Below are 16,685 nucleotides of genomic sequence, written 5' to 3' on the forward strand. Positions count from 1 at the left end.
GACAAATCCTTAGTCGGGATAGCCCTGCGGATGGCGTGACTGCCAGTGCCAGGTATCCTGCGCCATTTCGTCGAGCGTTCGGGTTACGCGCCAGCCGAGTTCACGGTCTGCTTTGCTGGCATCCGCCCAGTATGCTGGGAGGTCGCCGTCGCGACGTGGGGCAAAGTGATGATTCACCGGTTTGCCACAGGCTTTGCTGAAGGCATTGACTACGTCCAGCACGCTGCTGCCGACGCCCGCGCCGAGGTTGTAAATGTGCACGCCTGGCTTATCCGCCAGTTTTTCCATCGCGGTAACGTGGCCATCGGCCAGATCCATCACGTGGATATAATCGCGCACGCCGGTGCCGTCTTCGGTCGGATAGTCGTTGCCGAAGATTGCCAGCGATTCACGACGGCCTACTGCTACCTGCGCGATGTACGGCATCAGGTTGTTCGGAATGCCCTGCGGATCTTCGCCCATGTCACCTGACGGATGCGCGCCGACCGGGTTGAAGTAGCGCAGCAGCGCGATGCTCCACTCAGGCTGTGCTTTTTGCAGGTCAGCCAGAATCTGTTCAACCATTAGCTTGCTTTTGCCATATGGGCTTTGTGGCGTGCCGGTCGGGAAGCTTTCGACGTAAGGGATTTTTGGCTGGTCGCCGTAGACGGTGGCGGAGGAGCTAAAGATAAAGTTTTTTACGTTAGCGGCTCGCATGGCGGCAATCAGGCGCAGCGTGCCGTTAACGTTGTTGTCATAGTATTCGAGGGGTTTGACGACGGATTCGCCCACGGCCTTCAAGCCGGCAAAATGGATCACGGTGTCAATCGCGTGATCGTGCAGGATTTCAGTCATGAGCGCTTCGTTGCGAATATCGCCTTCAACGAAAACCGGCTGCTTGCCGCCGAGACGTTCAATCACCGGTAACACGCTGCGCTTACTGTTACAGAGATTGTCGAGGATGATGACGTCATGGCCTTGCTTCAGTAACTGCACGCAGGTGTGGCTGCCTATGTAACCGCTACCACCTGTAACCAGTACTCTCATTTTTCGCTCCGTTAAGCCTATAGTATGGAATAAGCCTAGCATAACAGAGATGTGAAAAGTGTGACACGGCCGAAATTAGTGGAATCGTTTACACGGCGTGATTTTAGCCAGTTATCTGCGCATTTTGCATTATAAATCAATGAGCATCAGAAGGGAGAATGCTCTTTATCCGAAAAGCAGGAGCACCGGGCTCCTGCAGTGAAATCAGCATTTCCCTGTTGCGTAACGATAGCCCTCTTCGCTGGCGATGAACTCCATGCGATGCGTGATGCACTCTGGCGCATCTTCGGCATGGTGTGAAACAAACAGCAATTGCGTTTTTCCTTCGCCAATCAGGACATCGACAAAACGGCGAACCAGCTGGCGATTCAGCGGATCCAGTCCCTGCAAGGGTTCATCCAGAATCAGCAGCGTCGGGTGCTTCACCAGCGCACGTACGATCAGCGCCAGGCGCTGCTGGCCCCAGGACAAACTGTGGAAGGGGGCATCGGCGGTGCGGTTGTCCATGCCCAGGATATCCAGCCAGCCCTGCACCAGCTTGTGCTGCTTGTCGGATACCGCCTGATAAATCCCTATCGAGTCAAAATAGCCGGAAAGGATCACATTGCGCACGTTGGTGCTGACGCGATAATCGAGATGCAGGCTGCTGCTGACGTAGCCGATGTGTTTTTTGATATCCCAGATGGTTTCCCCGCTGCCGCGACGGCGGCCAAACAAGGTGAGATCGTTGCTGTAGCCCTGAGGATGGTCGCCGGTCACCAGGCTGAGCAGCGTGGATTTGCCCGCGCCGTTTGGCCCGACGATCTGCCAGTGTTCCCCCGGGTTCACCGTCCAGCTAAGATCGTTGATGACCGGCTTGTCGTTATATGAGACGACACCGTGCTTCAGCACAATGCGCGGCTGATCTTCCGGAAGCGAAAGCCTGGCCGAAGGGGCATCCGGTTCCGGCAGCGCAATGCCGGAAAGCTTTTCGCTGTGCGCCAGCTGGGCGATCAGCGCCTGATCGAGCAGCGCTTGTTTGGCACCCGTTTTCAATAGCGTGCAATCCGCCAGCACGCCTGCAAATTCAATAAAGTCGGGGATTTCGTCAAAGCGGTTAAGCACCAGCACCAGCGTGATGCCGTCCTGATGCAGCGTGGCGAGCAGTTCTGCCAGCGCCTGACGTGATGCAACGTCCAGCCCGTCGAAGGGTTCATCAAGGATCAGCAAATCCGGATTGCCCATCAGCGCCTGACACAGCAGCGTTTTGCGCGTTTCCCCGGTCGAGAGATATTTGAAGCGCCTCTCCAGCAGGTGAGCAATACCGAAGCGGCGGGCTAACGCCTCGCAGCGGCCTGCGTCTTTGACCTCATCCTGAATGATTTCGGCGGCCGTGCGTCCGGTATCGTCCTCATCCGGGCTGAGCATATCGGTGTTATTGCGCTGCCACTCGTCGCTGACCAGCTTTTGCAACTGCTCAAAGGAGAGGCGAGTGGTGCGTAAAAATTGACTGTCGCGGCTGCCGGAAAGCAGCTTCAGCTCACCGGAAAGGGCGCGGGCCAGTGCGGATTTCCCGCTACCGTTGCTGCCCACGAAGGCCCATGACTCACCAGAACGCAGTGTCAGACTGTCAATGGAGAGCGTTTTGGTATCGCTAAGACGAAACGTGCCTTGCGAAATTTGCAATAATGACATGATGTATCCCGTTTTTTGCAGCGAATTACTTCAGGGATACGTCTTCTGTGGGGCAATGTCAAGCCATCAGCACAGCGTGGCGAGGATCACCCGATCGGCGTTAAAGCAGGCAATTGCGCTGTCGCCTTCCTGCAGCGCTTTGGTTTCATCAACCGGCATGGTCGCGCAAAGCACCTGGCCGTCTGGCAGGGTCATCAGCACTTCGCTCTGCTGCGTACCTCGCTCAATATGGCTGATGGTGCCGGAAAGCTGGTTATCTGCGACGGCGGCAACGGCTTTATCGCGCGTAATACTGACCCACGGCGCTTTCAGCAGCACCAGCACCTCTTTACCTTCTTCCAGCCCAAGTCGCTCGCCGCTCTGGGCGGTGATGGCTACCTTCAGCCGGGTTTCTCCGTCGGCAAGCAGTACGTCAACATGCTCCTGCACTTGCTGATGATCGCGGCGGGTGAGGGTGCCGAACCACTGGTTGCGGGCGCTGGTCTGCAGGGAAAAACGGGAGATTGCCGCCAGCAGGCTGTTCAGCGGCAGGGCGTCGTCGTCGCTCAGAACATCGAACGCTTTTTGCTGAATTTGCGCCAGCAGATCGTAAAGCTGAATCAGGCGCTGGCCGTAGCGGGTCAGTACCGCGCCGCCGCCGCCTTTTCCGCCCGTTGCGCGATCGACCAGCGGCTGCTCGCTCAGCTGGTTCATTTCATTGATGGCGTCCCAGGCGCTTTTATAGCTGATCCCGGCATTCTTCGCCCCCTGGCTGATGGAGCCGGTGACGTCGATTTGCTTCAGTAGCGCAATACGGCGCGGATCGGCAAAAAGACGCTGCTGAAGCTTGAGGGTAAGAAGAATTTCGGCCTGCATATCAATGTCCTGCTAAAAAGAGAAGAAGACTTACCTCACTATTATTGCACAGGGCACCGCACAAAAGGGGAGTGAATTTCCGCATTTACGGGTTACAATGATGAAATCACAATGTCAGGAGCTGACCATGTTAGAGTTGTTGAAAAGTCTGGTATTTGCCGTAGTCATGGTTCCCGTGGTGATGGCTATCATCCTTGGGCTGATCTACGGTCTGGGTGAAGTGTTTAACGTTCTGTCGAACGTCGGGCACAACGATAAAGCCCGCCAGCAAAATCACTGATTTCGAGACGCCCGGTACCACCGGGCGTTTTTTTATCCCGTCATAGTATTTAAGTTCCTCTTCTTCCTGCCGATATTAGCTTCTGTATACCCCTATTTAATTCTGGGAAAAGCCTGGGGTTGCCGCTATATTGTTGCGTACATAACGACACTCACAGGAGTTACAGATGGAACGTACATGGTTACGCCTTTTTGCGGGCGCTACATTATCCCTTGCTGTTGTTGGACACGCCGCTGCGGCAGACGCAGGCAAAATCACCGTTTTCGCCGCCGCTTCGCTGACTAACGCGATGCAGGACATCGCGAAAGAGTACAAGAAAGAGAAAAACGTCGACGTCGTCTCTTCCTTCGCTTCCTCTTCTACGCTGGCCCGTCAGATTGAAGCCGGCGCCCCGGCCGATCTTTTCATTTCCGCCGATCAGAAATGGATGGACTACGCGGTAGAGAAAAAAGCCATTGATACCGCCACTCGCGAAACGCTGCTCGGCAACAGCCTGGTGGTTGTTGCCCCTAAAGCAAGCGAACAGGGTAACGTGACCATTGACGCCAAAACCAACTGGACCAGCCTGCTGAAAGGCGGTCGTCTGGCCGTGGGCGACCCGGACCATGTTCCGGCGGGCATTTATGCCAAAGAAGCGCTGCAAAAACTGGGCGCATGGGACACCCTGTCACCAAAACTGGCTCCGGCGGAAGACGTCCGCGGTGCGCTGGCGCTGGTGGAACGTAACGAGGCGCCGCTCGGCATCGTTTACGGCTCTGATGCCGTTGCCAGCAAAGGCGTAAAAGTGGTGGGCACCTTCCCGGAAGACTCCCACCAAAAAGTGGAATACCCGATTGCCATCACCGACGGGCATAAAAATGCCACCGTGACGGCGTTCTACGATTACCTGAAAGGCCCGCAGGCCTCAGCCATCTTTAAACAGTACGGATTTACAACGCACTAATGATATTGACGGATCCCGAATGGCAGGCGGTACTGCTGAGCCTGAAAGTTTCATCCCTGGCGGTGGTGTTCAGTTTGCCCTTTGGGATCTTCTTTGCCTGGCTGCTGGTGCGGCGTAATTTCCCGGGCAAAGCGCTTCTCGATAGCCTTATTCATCTTCCTCTCGTGCTGCCTCCGGTGGTGGTCGGCTATTTGCTGCTGATTGCCATGGGGCGGCGCGGGTTTATCGGCTCCTGGCTGTACGACTGGTTCGGGCTGACCTTTGCCTTCAGCTGGCGCGGTGCGGTGCTGGCCGCGGCGGTCATGTCCTTCCCGTTGATGGTACGTGCCATCCGTCTGGCGCTCGAAGGCGTCGACATTAAACTTGAACAGGCGGCACGCACGCTCGGCGCCGGGCGCTGGCGAGTATTTTTGACCATCACCCTGCCGTTGATGCTGCCGGGCATTATTGTCGGTACCGTGCTGGCATTTGCCCGATCGCTTGGCGAATTTGGCGCGACTATCACTTTCGTCTCCAACATTCCCGGCGAAACGCGCACCATTCCCTCGGCGATGTACACCCTGATCCAGACGCCCGGTGGTGAAGGGGCTGCCGCGCGGCTGTGCCTGATTTCCATCGTGCTGGCGCTGGTTTCGCTGCTGGTTTCCGAATGGCTGGCGCGTCTCAGCCGCGAAAGGACGGGGAAATAATCATGCTGGAGCTCAATTTCACCCAGACGCTCGGTACCCATCGCCTGAGCATCAATGAATCCCTTCCGGCCTCCGGTATTACGGCGGTGTTTGGCGTGTCCGGCGCCGGGAAAACGTCGTTAATAAACGCCATCAGCGGGCTGACAAAACCGCAGCAGGGGCGGATCGTGCTGAACGATCGCGTGCTGAACGATACCGATAAGAACATTTGCCTGTCGCCAGAGAAACGGCGCGTGGGCTATGTATTCCAGGATGCACGCCTGTTCCCTCACTACAAAGTGCGCGGCAATCTGCGTTACGGCATGGCCAAAAGCATGGCCGGGCAGTTCGACAAACTGGTTTCGCTTCTCGGCATTGAAGCGCTGCTCGACAGGCTGCCGGGCAGTCTCTCCGGCGGCGAAAAACAGCGCGTGGCGATTGGCCGCGCCCTGCTGACGGCGCCAGAGCTGCTGCTGCTGGACGAGCCGCTGGCGTCGCTGGATATCCCGCGTAAGCGCGAACTCCTGCCGTACCTGCAACGGCTTGCCCGCGAAATCAATATTCCCATGCTCTACGTCAGCCACTCGCTGGACGAAATTCTGCACCTGGCCGATAAGGTGCTGGTGCTGGAAGAGGGGCGCGTGAAGGCGTTTGGCCCGCTGGAAGAGGTCTGGGGAAGTTCGGTGATGCACCCGTGGCTGCCGCAGGATCAGCAGAGCAGCATTCTGAAGGTGACGGTGCTCGAGCATCATCCGCATTACGCGATGACCGCCCTGGCGCTTGGCGATCAGCATCTCTGGGTCAGCAAACTTGAACGTCCGGTGCAGTCGGCGGTGCGTATCCGCATTCAGGCATCGGATGTGTCGCTGGTGCTCCAACCGCCGGTACAAACCAGTATCCGTAATATTCTGCGTACCAAAGTGATTCAGTGCTATGACAACGACGGCCAGGTGGAAGTCCAGCTTGAAATTGGCGGAAGAACGCTGTGGGCACGCATCAGCCCGTGGGCGCGGGATGACCTGGCGGTGAAGCCAGGCCAGTGGCTGTATGCACAGATTAAAAGCGTGTCGATTACCGCCTGATTACAGCAGCTGTTTATAGATAAAATCGGCGATGCTCTTATCCGTGTTGTCGCCGATGACCATGTTAGCGCGGGCTTTCACCGCATCATCGGCATTCCCCATCGCCACGCCGGTTCCGGCGGCTTCCAGCATGCTGATGTCGTTAAAGTTATCGCCAAACGCCACCACGTCTTTCATCGACAGACCCTGAGACTCAATCCAGCGGGCCAGGCGATTGCCTTTGCTGTTGCCCTTGCGGGCGACGTCTACCTGGTAAATCCAGGAGCGCTCGCAGGCTAAATCCAGCGTCTCCTCAACCTGCTGCACAAACGCATTCAGGCGGTCGCTGTTTTCATCGGTGAGCGCAAATTTCCAGATAGCGCCCGTCTGCTGGGCGGCGTGGGCGAAGGAATCCACCTGGCTGAAGACAGGGCGCTGGGCCGCAGGGAGCGTCATTGCCCATTCGATGCCGCGCGTGATGTGGCCCGCAGGCTTTTCATACAGCATGGCATCTTCAACGTACATCAGGCCGTGAACGTTATACTCGTTAAGCATGTCGATCATCTGCATGGCCTGGGAAAGGGTGAGCGGATCGGACTCCAGCACCTTTTTTGCCTGATAATCATACAAATAGGTGCCGTTGCAGCAAATTGCAGGTGTATCGAGCGCCAGTGCCTGATAAAAAGGATGGATGGCAACGTGATGTCGGCCAGTGACGATCAGAATCTGGTAGCCTGCCTCTTTGGCACGCGCCAGCGCCTCAAGGGATTGCGGAAGAATGGTTTTCGCCGGGGTCAGCAGGGTGCCGTCTAAGTCGAGGGCTATCACGCGTGATGTCATGTCGCAGTCCAGGTTAATGTTGAAAAATGTGCAGCTCACGATGGTACACCGCAGCGCGCGCAGGGCAAATTTTTCAGCACTCACTATTCTGTTAATTTGCTTCCACGTGCAGTAAGGAAAGGAGTTTTCATGAAACAAACCGTATATACCGCCAGCCCGGAAAGTCAGCAGATCCACGTCTGGAGCCTGAACCACGACGGCAAACTGACGCTGGTGCAGGTGGTGGATGTGCCAGGTCAGGTACAGCCGATGGTCATCAGCCCGGACAAGCGCTATCTGTACGTTGGCGTGCGCCCTGAATTTCGCGTGCTGGCCTACCGCATCGCGCCGGACGACGGTGCGCTGACGTTCGCCGCCGAATCCCCGCTGCCGGGCAGCCCAACCCACATCTCCACCGACCATCAGGGCCAGTTCCTCTTCAGCGGTTCCTATAACCAGGCCTGCGTGAGCGTGACGCGTCTGGAAGATGGCCTGCCTGTTGGCGTGGTGGACGTGGTTGAAGGGCTCGAAGGCTGCCACTCAGCCAATATTTCGCCGGACAACCGCACCCTTTGGGTGCCGGCGCTGAAGCAGGATCGTATCTGCCTGTTTACCCTGAGCGATGACGGCAAGCTGGTGGCGCAAACCCCGGCGGAAGTGACCACCGTGGAAGGCGCAGGCCCGCGCCATATGGTGTTCCACCCGAATCAGCAGTACGCCTACTGCGTGAATGAGCTGAATAGCTCCGTGGATGTCTGGGAGCTGAAAGATCCGCATGGCGAAATTGAGTGTGTACAGACGCTGGACATGATGCCGCCGCATTTCGACGGCACCCGCTGGGCGGCAGATATTCACATCACCCCGGACGGACGTCACCTCTACACCTGCGATCGCACCTCCAGCACGCTGACGGTCTTTACGGTATCGGAAGACGGTAGCGTGCTTGAAGTGCAGGGCTTCCAGCCGACGGAAACCCAGCCGCGCGGCTTCAACGTCGATCACAGCGGGAAATTCCTGCTGGCGGTCGGGCAGAAATCGCATCATCTGGCGGTTTACGAGATTCAGGGTGAGCAGGGCCTGCTGCATGAGAAAGGGCGTTATGCCGTTGGCCAGGGCCCAATGTGGGTGGTGGTCAACGCACACTAAGCCTGGCGCTGAAAAGAAAAAACCTCGCAGTGCGAGGTTTTTTTTATGTCAGAAGTCAGATTACTTCTTCGGCTCTGCCACAACATAGCTTCCCACGCCGCGGTTGTTGTATTCCCACATGCGGTTGAAGTTGCTGTCGTTCAGGTTACGCTCGATTTCGCCTTTGTCATTTTCAGCACCGGTGTTACCGCTGAACGGACGTTTGGAGATAGCGGCATCAGCCCATGGTTTGGCGGTGTTGAAACCTTCGTTGATCGCGCTGTCGCGGATCACAACCTGACCGTTGGTGTTGCCGTCTACGTCCAGCGAGCGACCAAGCTGTGCCACGCCGTCACCGGCAGCGTTAAAGCGGCTGTTGGTAGCGAGGAAACCGTAGAACAGGTTGGACTGCGTTGCCGGGGCAAACACGTAGCCTTCCTGCTGGGTGCGGGAGTTCACCACGCGGAAGTCGGTATTATCAAACACAACTGCGCCGCGGCCGGAGACGATATCCACATCTCCTTCGAGATAACTGTTGGTGACCAGCGTACGGGTAATGCGGTCGTTTTGCAGTTTATTCTGCACGCCGCTGTTGGTCACAAAGAAGGTGTTCTGACGGCCAAGAATGTTGACCTTATTCAGCTGCACCTGGTCACCGTCGTTGCGGAAGGCTACAGCCTGGTGGTTACCGGCATCAACGCTGTCACCGAGGTTGTTTTCGATGGTCAGGTTCTGCAGTTGCAGGCCGTTATTCTGTGACCAGAAGACCGCCGAGCACATCACGCCAACGGTGGCGGCACGCTTGCTCTGGCAGGTGTCAAACATGTACCACGCCGGTTTGCCTGGCATATATTTGCCCGCCGGATTCACCAGGCGACGCCAGTCGTTCGGGGCGATTTCAGAGTCGATGGCCAGGCCGATTTTCACATCAGCGGCTTTATCGCCCAGACCGTAAATCGTCACGCTGCCCGGTGCGGCAGGCACATAAACAGTGCCCTGGTATTCACCTGGCATTACCGCAATGTAAACGCGTGAAGTGCTGCGACGGTTGATCGCGGCGTCCACGGCGGCCTGGATTGTCGTATGGGTCACGCCCGCGGTGCCTGCCGGGCCAACCACGAAGTCAGCTTTTGCCGGAGTAGCAATGGCGGAAGGCGACCACGGTGCCGCATTCGGATCCATCGTGGTGAAATAACGCGCCTGCACGAAGTTTTTCGCCTCACCAGCCGTCAGAACTGGACGGGAAGCGGTGCCCGGGGCGGTCTGAGTAGACGGCTGCTGGTCGGGTGGCGTAGAGCTACAGGCGGTCAGCGTCGCGCCAAAGGCGAGCGCCAGCGCCAGACGGGAAACCGATAATGTGTTCATGGTGCTCCAGACTGATGAAAGTGGAAAGGTCACTAAAACCTGACTTTTTATACTAAGTTGAGCGAAACGGGAAGCGATGCGGTAAAAAAAGTCTGCTGCGGCGAGGCGGCAGCGCGCGTGGAATATCACAAAAAAGCAACATATTCGTTCGGACGGTTGACATCGTTCGCCTTGCCCTTAATAAATGTCTATACAACCCATGACAAGTGACCCGCTCATGTCTGAATACGCTGATACCGATATAATCTGGCACAACGCTCGTTTGGCCACCTTCGATCCTCAACTTTCACAGCCCTACGGTTTACTGGAGCATCATGCGCTTGTTGTCCGGGACGGGCGCATCGCAGAGATTGTGCCAGAGTCTTCGCTCGCCACCCGCCAGGGTAAGCGAATCGATCTGCAAGGTCGGCTGGTCACGCCGGGCCTTATTGATTGTCACACCCATCTGGTGTTTGGCGGCAGTCGGGCAACGGAGTGGGAGCAACGCCTGAACGGTGTCTCCTATCAGACCATCAGTGCCAACGGCGGCGGCATCAATTCAACCGTCCAGGCGACCCGTTTGGCTACGGAAGAAGCACTTACCCGCCTGGCCCAGGAGCGCCTGGAAAGGCTGATGCGCGAAGGCGTGACGACGGTTGAAATCAAATCCGGCTACGGACTCGACCTGAATAATGAAGGCAAAATGCTGCGTGTGGCCCAGCTGCTCGCCGCCAGCAATGCTGTTGAGATAAGCCCGACGCTGCTGGCCGCTCATGCCATCCCGGCAGAATATAAAGGGCGCGGTGATGACTACATCACGCTCGTCTGCGAGGAGATCCTGCCGACGCTCTGGCAGGAGGCGCTGTTTGAAACCGTCGACGCGTTCTGTGAAAACGTCGGCTTTTCGCCTGAGCAAACCGAGCGCGTGTTCTGCGCCGCGCAGGTGCTGAACATTCCGGTCAAAGGCCACGTGGAGCAACTTTCTTCGCTCGGCGGTGCGCAGCTGGTCAGCCACTACAAAGGGCTTTCGGCCGATCATATTGAATATTTGAATGAAGAAGGCGTCAGCGCGATGGCCGACAGCGGCACCGTGGCCGTTCTGCTGCCCGGCGCGTTCTATTTCCTTAATGAAACGCAAAAGCCGCCCGTCGAATCGCTGCGCCATCACGGCGTGCCGATGGCCGTGGCGACGGATTACAACCCCGGCACCAGCCCGTTTGCCAGCCTGCATCTGGCGATGAACATGGCCTGCGTGAAGTTCGGCTTAACGCCGGAGGAAGCCTGGACCGGCGTTACCCGCCACGCGGCACGTGCTCTGGGTCGACAGGATTCACATGGTCAGCTGGCGGCAGGTTTTGTCGCCGACTTCGCTATCTGGGATGCTGAACATCCGGTTGAGATGGTTTACGAACCGGGGCGCAACCCGCTCTGGCAGCGAGTTTTCCGCGGTGAGGTGACGAAATGACGCTCTGGCAACCAACCTCCGCCGACCTCTGGCAAGGGCGCGACGACAGTGCCGAATCGCCGGAGGCAAAACGTCTTTTTCAGACCATCACGGTGTCGCGCGACTTTGCCCCAGAACGGTATCGTGGGAAAATAGCCCTGCTGGGCTTTGCCTGCGATGAGGGCGTTAAGCGTAATAAGGGGCGACCCGGTGCGCAGCTTGGAGCAGAAACATTGCGCAAAACGCTGGCGAATATGGCGAGCCATGAAGGGCATGACAGGCTGGTCGATCTCGGTAGCGTTCATGCTGAACCCGAAAAGCTGGAAGAGGCACAGCAGGCATTGCACGATGCGGTGTTGGCCTGCCAGCGCTCGCAAATGAAAACGCTGGTATTGGGCGGTGGTCATGAAACGGCGTTCGGTCATGGCGCGGGCGTCCTGGATGCCTTTCCCGGTGAGAACGTGGCGATCGTCAATCTCGATGCTCATCTGGACCTACGCCGCGCCGCCGAGGCCAGCTCAGGTACGCCGTTTCGCCAGCTGGCGCTACACTGCGAAAGCCAGCAGCGGGGCTTCAGCTACACCTGCTATGGCGCAAGCCGTGCGGCGAATACCAAAGCGCTATGGCAGGAAGCACACGAGCGTAACGTCACCGTACTGGAAGATTTAACCCTGCTTGACCCGGCGTTTCGCGAGGTACAGCAGGATGTAGCGCGAGTCATTGCAGAGCATGACCGCATTTATCTGACAATCGATCTGGATGTCCTCCCGGCCGGGGAAATGCCCGCAGTGTCTGCTCCGGCGGCGCTGGGCGTGCCGCTGGCAATTCTGTTGCGCATCGTGATGCCGCTGTGTCAGAGTGGCAAACTGCAGGCGGTTGATTTAGTTGAATTCAACCCGCACTACGATCGCGACGGACAAGGTGCCCGCACGGCGGCGAGGCTGGCCTGGCAAATTATTCATTGCTGGCAGGCGTAACCGCACCCGCCACATCAAAGGAAGAGACATGTATTCACCGCAAAACGGCGCACCTGCGCCGTTCTATGAGAAGATCAAGCGCGTCATCAGCGACAATATTGCTGCCGGGATCTGGCGTCCTCACGATCGCATCCCCTCGGAAGCTGAGCTGGTGGCGCAGTTCGGCTTCAGCCGAATGACCATCAACCGCGCGCTGCGGGAGCTGACCGATGAAGGGCTGCTGGTGCGTTTGCAGGGCGTCGGCACCTTTGTCGCCGAGCCTAAAGGGCAGTCGGCGCTGTTTGAAGTACACAGCATCGCCGATGAAATCGCCGCGCGTCAGCATCAGCACCGCTGCGAAGTGCTGCTGCTGGAAGAGGTGAACGCGAATAAACAGCAGGCTCAGGCGCTGAACGTGGCGGAGGGCACCCGCATTTTCCATTCGCTGATGGTGCATTTTGAAAACGACGTGCCGGTGCAAATTGAGGACCGCTGCGTCAACGCTATCGCCGTGCCGGAATACCTGCAACAGGATTACACCGCCACCACCGCGCATGACTATTTATCGCTGATTGCGCCGCTTACTGAAGGGGAGCACATTGTAGAAGCGGTGAAAGCCAGCGCCGAAGAGTGCCGGTTGTTAGGCATCCACGAGCACGATCCCTGCCTGCTGATCCGCCGCCGCACCTGGTCGCGATCGACCATCGTTTCTCATGCTCGCCTGATTTTCCCCGGCAGCCGCTATCGTTTACAGGGCCATTTTGGTTCCTGACCCTCCTGCGTCAGCATTCTCTGCTACAGAAAAGCGTGATTGCTGACGCAAGATAACAAAAATGTATCAAAGTTGTTAATTTCTGGCTTGCGAACGATTGTATAGACAAGTATATGTTTCTTGTCTTCATCGTATCCGTCAGGAGTTTCCCGATGTCTCAGAATAAACACCGTCCTCAGGACATTCGCGCCCCGCGCGGCACCACGCTCACGGCAAAAAGCTGGCTCACCGAAGCGCCGCTGCGCATGTTAATGAACAACCTCGATCCGGACGTAGCGGAAAACCCGCACGAGCTGGTGGTGTACGGCGGTATAGGCCGCGCCGCGCGAAACTGGGATTGCTATGATGCCATCGTCAATGCCCTGACGAAGCTGGAACACGATGAAACGCTTCTGGTGCAGTCCGGCAAGCCGGTGGGCGTGTTCAAAACCCACGACAACGCTCCGCGTGTACTGATTGCCAACTCCAACCTCGTGCCGCACTGGGCTACGTGGGAACACTTCAACGAACTCGACGCGAAGGGGCTGGCGATGTACGGCCAGATGACCGCCGGAAGCTGGATTTACATCGGCAGCCAGGGCATCGTGCAGGGCACTTATGAAACCTTCGTCGAGGCCGGGCGTCAGCATTATGACGGCAACCTGCAGGGGCGCTGGGTGCTCACCGCCGGGCTGGGTGGGATGGGCGGCGCGCAGCCGTTAGCCGCCACGCTGGCGGGTGCCTGTTCGCTGGTGATTGAGTGCCAGCAAAGCCGTATCGATTTCCGTCTGCGTACCCGCTACATCGATGAGCAGGCTGATTCTCTCGACGACGCGCTGGACCGCATTAAAAAATATACCGCCGAAGGCCGCGCCGTTTCCGTGGCGCTGTGCGCCAACGCTGCCGACGTGCTGCCGGAACTGGTGAAGCGTGGCGTGCGCCCGGATATGGTCACCGATCAGACCAGCGCACATGACCCGCTGCACGGCTATCTGCCACAGGGCTGGTGCTGGGAAGAGTATCAACAAAAAGCCGGGAGCGACCCGCTGGGAACGGCGAAAGCGGCGAAGCAGTCGATGGCGGAGCATGTCAAAGCGATGCTGGCGTTTAACGCCCAGGGCATACCAACCTTTGATTACGGCAATAACATCCGTCAAATGGCAAAAGAGATGGGCGTAAGCAACGCCTTTGAATTCCCGGGGTTTGTACCTGCCTATATCCGCCCGCTGTTCTGCCGCGGCATTGGCCCGTTCCGCTGGGTGGCGCTTTCCGGCGATCCGCAGGACATCTACAAAACCGATGCCAAAGTGAAAGAGATTATCAGCGACGATAAGCATCTGCACCGCTGGCTGGATATGGCGCGCGAGCGCATCAGCTTCCAGGGCTTACCGGCGCGTATCTGCTGGGTCGGTCTTGAGTGGCGGCAAAAGCTCGGTCTGGCGTTTAACGAAATGGTACGCTCGGGCGAAGTCTCCGCGCCGATCGTGATTGGCCGCGACCACCTGGATTCCGGCTCCGTTGCCAGCCCGAATCGCGAAACCGAAGCCATGCGTGACGGTTCTGATGCGGTTTCTGACTGGCCGCTGCTGAATGCGCTGCTGAACACCGCCAGCGGTGCTACCTGGGTGTCTTTGCACCACGGCGGCGGGGTGGGAATGGGCTTTTCACAGCACGCCGGAATGGTTATCGTCTGCGACGGCACCGACGAAGCCGCGGTGCGTATCGCCCGCGTGCTGCATAACGATCCGGCTACCGGCGTGATGCGCCACGCCGACGCAGGCTATGAAATCGCGGTAGAATGCGCCGCAGAACAAGGACTGAATTTACCGATGGTTGCTGCAACCCAGGGGCAGAAAAAATGAGCACGCTTAACCTGATTCCGGGTCAGTTGACCCTGGCCCAACTGCAGGCCGTATACCACCAGCCACAAACGCTGACCCTCGATGAACGCGCGATCCCGGGCATCAACGCCAGCGTTGCCTGCGTCAATGCGATCATCGCTGAAGGACGTACCGCCTACGGTATCAATACCGGCTTTGGCCTGCTGGCCTCCACCCGTATTTCCACCGAAGATCTGGAAAATCTCCAGCGTTCGCTGGTGCTTTCCCACGCCGCAGGCGTAGGGGAAGCGCTGGACGACGCAATGGTACGCCTGATCATGGTGCTGAAAATCAACAGCCTTGCGCGCGGTTTTTCGGGCATTCGCCTGAGCGTGATCGAGGCGCTGATGGCGCTGGTGAATCACGAAGTTTATCCCTGCATTCCGGCGAAAGGCTCCGTTGGGGCGTCTGGCGATCTGGCTCCTCTGGCGCACATGTCGCTGACGCTGCTGGGTGAAGGCAAAGCGCGCTGGCGCGGCGAATGGCTTCCGGCGAAAGAAGCGCTGAAAAAAGCCGGGCTTGAACCGTTAACGCTGGCGGCGAAAGAGGGGCTGGCCCTGCTGAACGGTACTCAGGCGTCCACGGCGTTTGCCCTGCGTGGCCTGTTTGAAGCAGAAGAGTTGTTTACTTCGGCGGTCATTTGCGGCGCGCTGACCACTGAAGCGGCACTCGGTTCACGTCGTCCGTTTGATGCCCGCATCCACGAAGCTCGCGGCCAGCGAGGGCAAATTGACGCCGCCGCGCTGTATCGTCATGTACTGACGGACTCCAGCGCCGTGTCGCAGTCACACGCGAAGTGCAGCAAGGTGCAGGATCCGTATTCACTGCGCTGTCAGCCGCAGGTGATGGGCGCTTGTTTGACCCAGCTGCGCCAGGCCAAAGAGGTGTTATTGACCGAAGCCAATGCGGTGTCCGACAACCCGCTGGTATTTGCCGATGAGAACGAGGTGATTTCCGGCGGTAACTTCCATGCCGAACCGGTGGCAATGGCGGCAGATAATATTGCTCTCGCGATTGCCGAAATCGGCTCTCTCGCAGAGCGACGCATTGCGCTATTGATGGACAGCCACATGTCGCAGCTGCCGCCGTTCCTCGTGAAAAACGGTGGGGTGAATTCCGGGTTTATGATTGCTCAGGTTACGGCGGCGGCGCTGGCAAGTGAAAACAAGGCATTGTCGCATCCGCACAGCGTCGACAGCCTGCCGACCTCCGCCAACCAGGAAGATCATGTTTCAATGGCGCCGGCCGCCGGTCGTCGCCTGTGGGAAATGGCCGCTAACACCCGCGGCGTGATTGCCGTAGAGTGGCTGGCGGCGGTGCAGGGCATTGATATGCGCGAAGGGCTTACCACCAGCCCGCTGCTGGAGCAGGCGCGTCATTTGCTGCGTGAACAGGTGCCGCACTACGTGCAGGATCGCTATTTTGCGCCGGATATCGAAGCCGCGATTGCAATGCTTGCACAGGGGCAGCTACAGAAGCTTGCGCCGAAGGTGCTGTAAGCCATAAGGGAAGGTCGCGCGCCTTCCCTTAACCGTCTTCTGCGAGGAATGCGGAAAAGCAAAAAGCCTGCTCGAAAGCAGGCTTTTTAAATTTGGCTCCTCTGACTGGACTCGAACTTCATCTGTATCTCCTGTTATTAGCGGTATTGAAATAATGGCATGATTTTTTACCATCATATTTACCAACATTTTTAATCTTGTATCTTTAAAATGTCAATTATATTCAATTGGTTATGACAACACGCTTTACTGAATTTCACTGAACGATCTTCATGTCTGGACTGATTGTTCCGATGCTTTTCCCTGCTCCATTCAATAGATTACCGCCATCAAATCCGATATGTTTACTCATAACATATC

Annotated in this window: 14 protein-coding genes and 1 pseudogene; 10 read left to right on the top strand and 5 right to left on the bottom strand. The window is 57.6% G+C overall.

What is annotated here, in order from left to right; translation table 11 throughout:
- Nucleotides 1-9: 9 nt before the first annotated feature.
- The 3 genes from galE to modE all read right to left on the bottom strand — a co-directional run bounded on the left by galE (nucleotide 10) and on the right by modE (nucleotide 3,555).
- Complete coding sequence (gene galE / locus RTU33_RS10405; protein WP_312627155.1) at nucleotides 10-1,026, bottom strand: UDP-glucose 4-epimerase GalE; 1,017 nt, start codon at nucleotides 1,024-1,026, stop codon at nucleotides 10-12.
- A gap of 204 nt (nucleotides 1,027-1,230) precedes the next feature.
- Complete coding sequence (modF, locus tag RTU33_RS10410) at nucleotides 1,231-2,700, bottom strand: molybdate ABC transporter ATP-binding protein ModF (RefSeq protein ID WP_312627156.1); 1,470 nt, start codon at nucleotides 2,698-2,700, stop codon at nucleotides 1,231-1,233.
- A 66-nt stretch (nucleotides 2,701-2,766) separates the two neighbouring features.
- Entirely contained in the window at nucleotides 2,767-3,555 is a 789-nt protein-coding gene (gene modE, locus RTU33_RS10415; RefSeq protein ID WP_312627157.1) for a molybdenum-dependent transcriptional regulator, read from the bottom strand.
- A gap of 127 nt (nucleotides 3,556-3,682) precedes the next feature.
- Here modE and RTU33_RS10420 point away from each other — a divergent pair, with 127 nt between their 5' ends.
- The 4 genes from RTU33_RS10420 to modC all read left to right on the top strand — a co-directional run bounded on the left by RTU33_RS10420 (nucleotide 3,683) and on the right by modC (nucleotide 6,528).
- Nucleotides 3,683-3,835 carry an AcrZ family multidrug efflux pump-associated protein gene (locus RTU33_RS10420; RefSeq protein ID WP_312627158.1) on the top strand — a complete coding sequence of 51 codons (153 nt, stop codon included), beginning with the start codon at nucleotides 3,683-3,685 and terminating at the stop codon, nucleotides 3,833-3,835.
- Nucleotides 3,836-4,001: 166 nt separating this feature from the next.
- Nucleotides 4,002-4,778 carry a molybdate ABC transporter substrate-binding protein gene (gene modA / locus RTU33_RS10425; protein WP_312627159.1) on the top strand — a complete coding sequence of 259 codons (777 nt, stop codon included), beginning with the start codon at nucleotides 4,002-4,004 and terminating at the stop codon, nucleotides 4,776-4,778.
- Nucleotides 4,778-5,467, top strand: a complete 690-nt coding sequence (modB, locus tag RTU33_RS10430; protein WP_312627160.1) for a molybdate ABC transporter permease subunit — start codon at nucleotides 4,778-4,780, stop codon at nucleotides 5,465-5,467. The genes modA and modB overlap by 1 nt, the downstream gene beginning before the upstream one ends.
- A 2-nt stretch (nucleotides 5,468-5,469) precedes the next feature.
- Entirely contained in the window at nucleotides 5,470-6,528 is a 1,059-nt protein-coding gene (gene modC / locus RTU33_RS10435) for a molybdenum ABC transporter ATP-binding protein ModC (protein WP_312627161.1), read from the top strand.
- Here the strand turns inward: modC and RTU33_RS10440 are convergent, their stop codons facing one another.
- Nucleotides 6,529-7,347 (bottom strand): pyridoxal phosphatase, encoded by an 819-nt coding sequence (locus RTU33_RS10440; protein WP_312627163.1) that lies wholly within the window; start codon nucleotides 7,345-7,347, stop codon nucleotides 6,529-6,531.
- A 129-nt stretch (nucleotides 7,348-7,476) separates the two neighbouring features.
- Between RTU33_RS10440 and pgl the strand changes: the two genes are divergently transcribed.
- On the top strand, nucleotides 7,477-8,472 hold the full coding sequence (pgl, locus tag RTU33_RS10445; RefSeq protein WP_312627164.1) for a 6-phosphogluconolactonase: 996 nt from the start codon (nucleotides 7,477-7,479) through the stop codon (nucleotides 8,470-8,472).
- A gap of 60 nt (nucleotides 8,473-8,532) precedes the next feature.
- On the opposite strand, the gene RTU33_RS10450 is transcribed toward pgl, so the two are convergent.
- Entirely contained in the window at nucleotides 8,533-9,816 is a 1,284-nt protein-coding gene (locus RTU33_RS10450; RefSeq protein ID WP_312627166.1) for a putative acyl-CoA thioester hydrolase, read from the bottom strand.
- 57 nt (nucleotides 9,817-9,873) lie between these two features.
- Here RTU33_RS10450 and hutI point away from each other — a divergent pair.
- From hutI to hutH, 5 genes and pseudogenes are all read left to right on the top strand, one after another.
- Nucleotides 9,874-11,260: pseudogene (gene hutI, locus RTU33_RS10455) on the top strand (imidazolonepropionase).
- Nucleotides 11,257-12,216, top strand: a complete 960-nt coding sequence (gene hutG / locus RTU33_RS10460) for a formimidoylglutamase (RefSeq protein ID WP_312627168.1) — start codon at nucleotides 11,257-11,259, stop codon at nucleotides 12,214-12,216. Before hutI ends, hutG begins: the two are co-directional and overlap by 4 nt.
- A 28-nt stretch (nucleotides 12,217-12,244) precedes the next feature.
- Entirely contained in the window at nucleotides 12,245-12,967 is a 723-nt protein-coding gene (locus tag RTU33_RS10465; RefSeq protein ID WP_312627170.1) for a histidine utilization repressor, read from the top strand.
- Between the two features lie 152 nt (nucleotides 12,968-13,119).
- Nucleotides 13,120-14,808, top strand: a complete 1,689-nt coding sequence (hutU, locus tag RTU33_RS10470; protein WP_312627172.1) for a urocanate hydratase — start codon at nucleotides 13,120-13,122, stop codon at nucleotides 14,806-14,808.
- Nucleotides 14,805-16,325 carry a histidine ammonia-lyase gene (hutH, locus tag RTU33_RS10475; protein ID WP_312627174.1) on the top strand — a complete coding sequence of 507 codons (1,521 nt, stop codon included), beginning with the start codon at nucleotides 14,805-14,807 and terminating at the stop codon, nucleotides 16,323-16,325. The genes hutU and hutH overlap by 4 nt, the downstream gene beginning before the upstream one ends.
- The last annotated feature ends 360 nt before the right edge of the window (nucleotides 16,326-16,685 follow it).

This window comes from Scandinavium sp. (assembly GCF_032012665.1).
Classification (GTDB): Bacteria; Pseudomonadota; Gammaproteobacteria; order Enterobacterales; family Enterobacteriaceae; genus Scandinavium.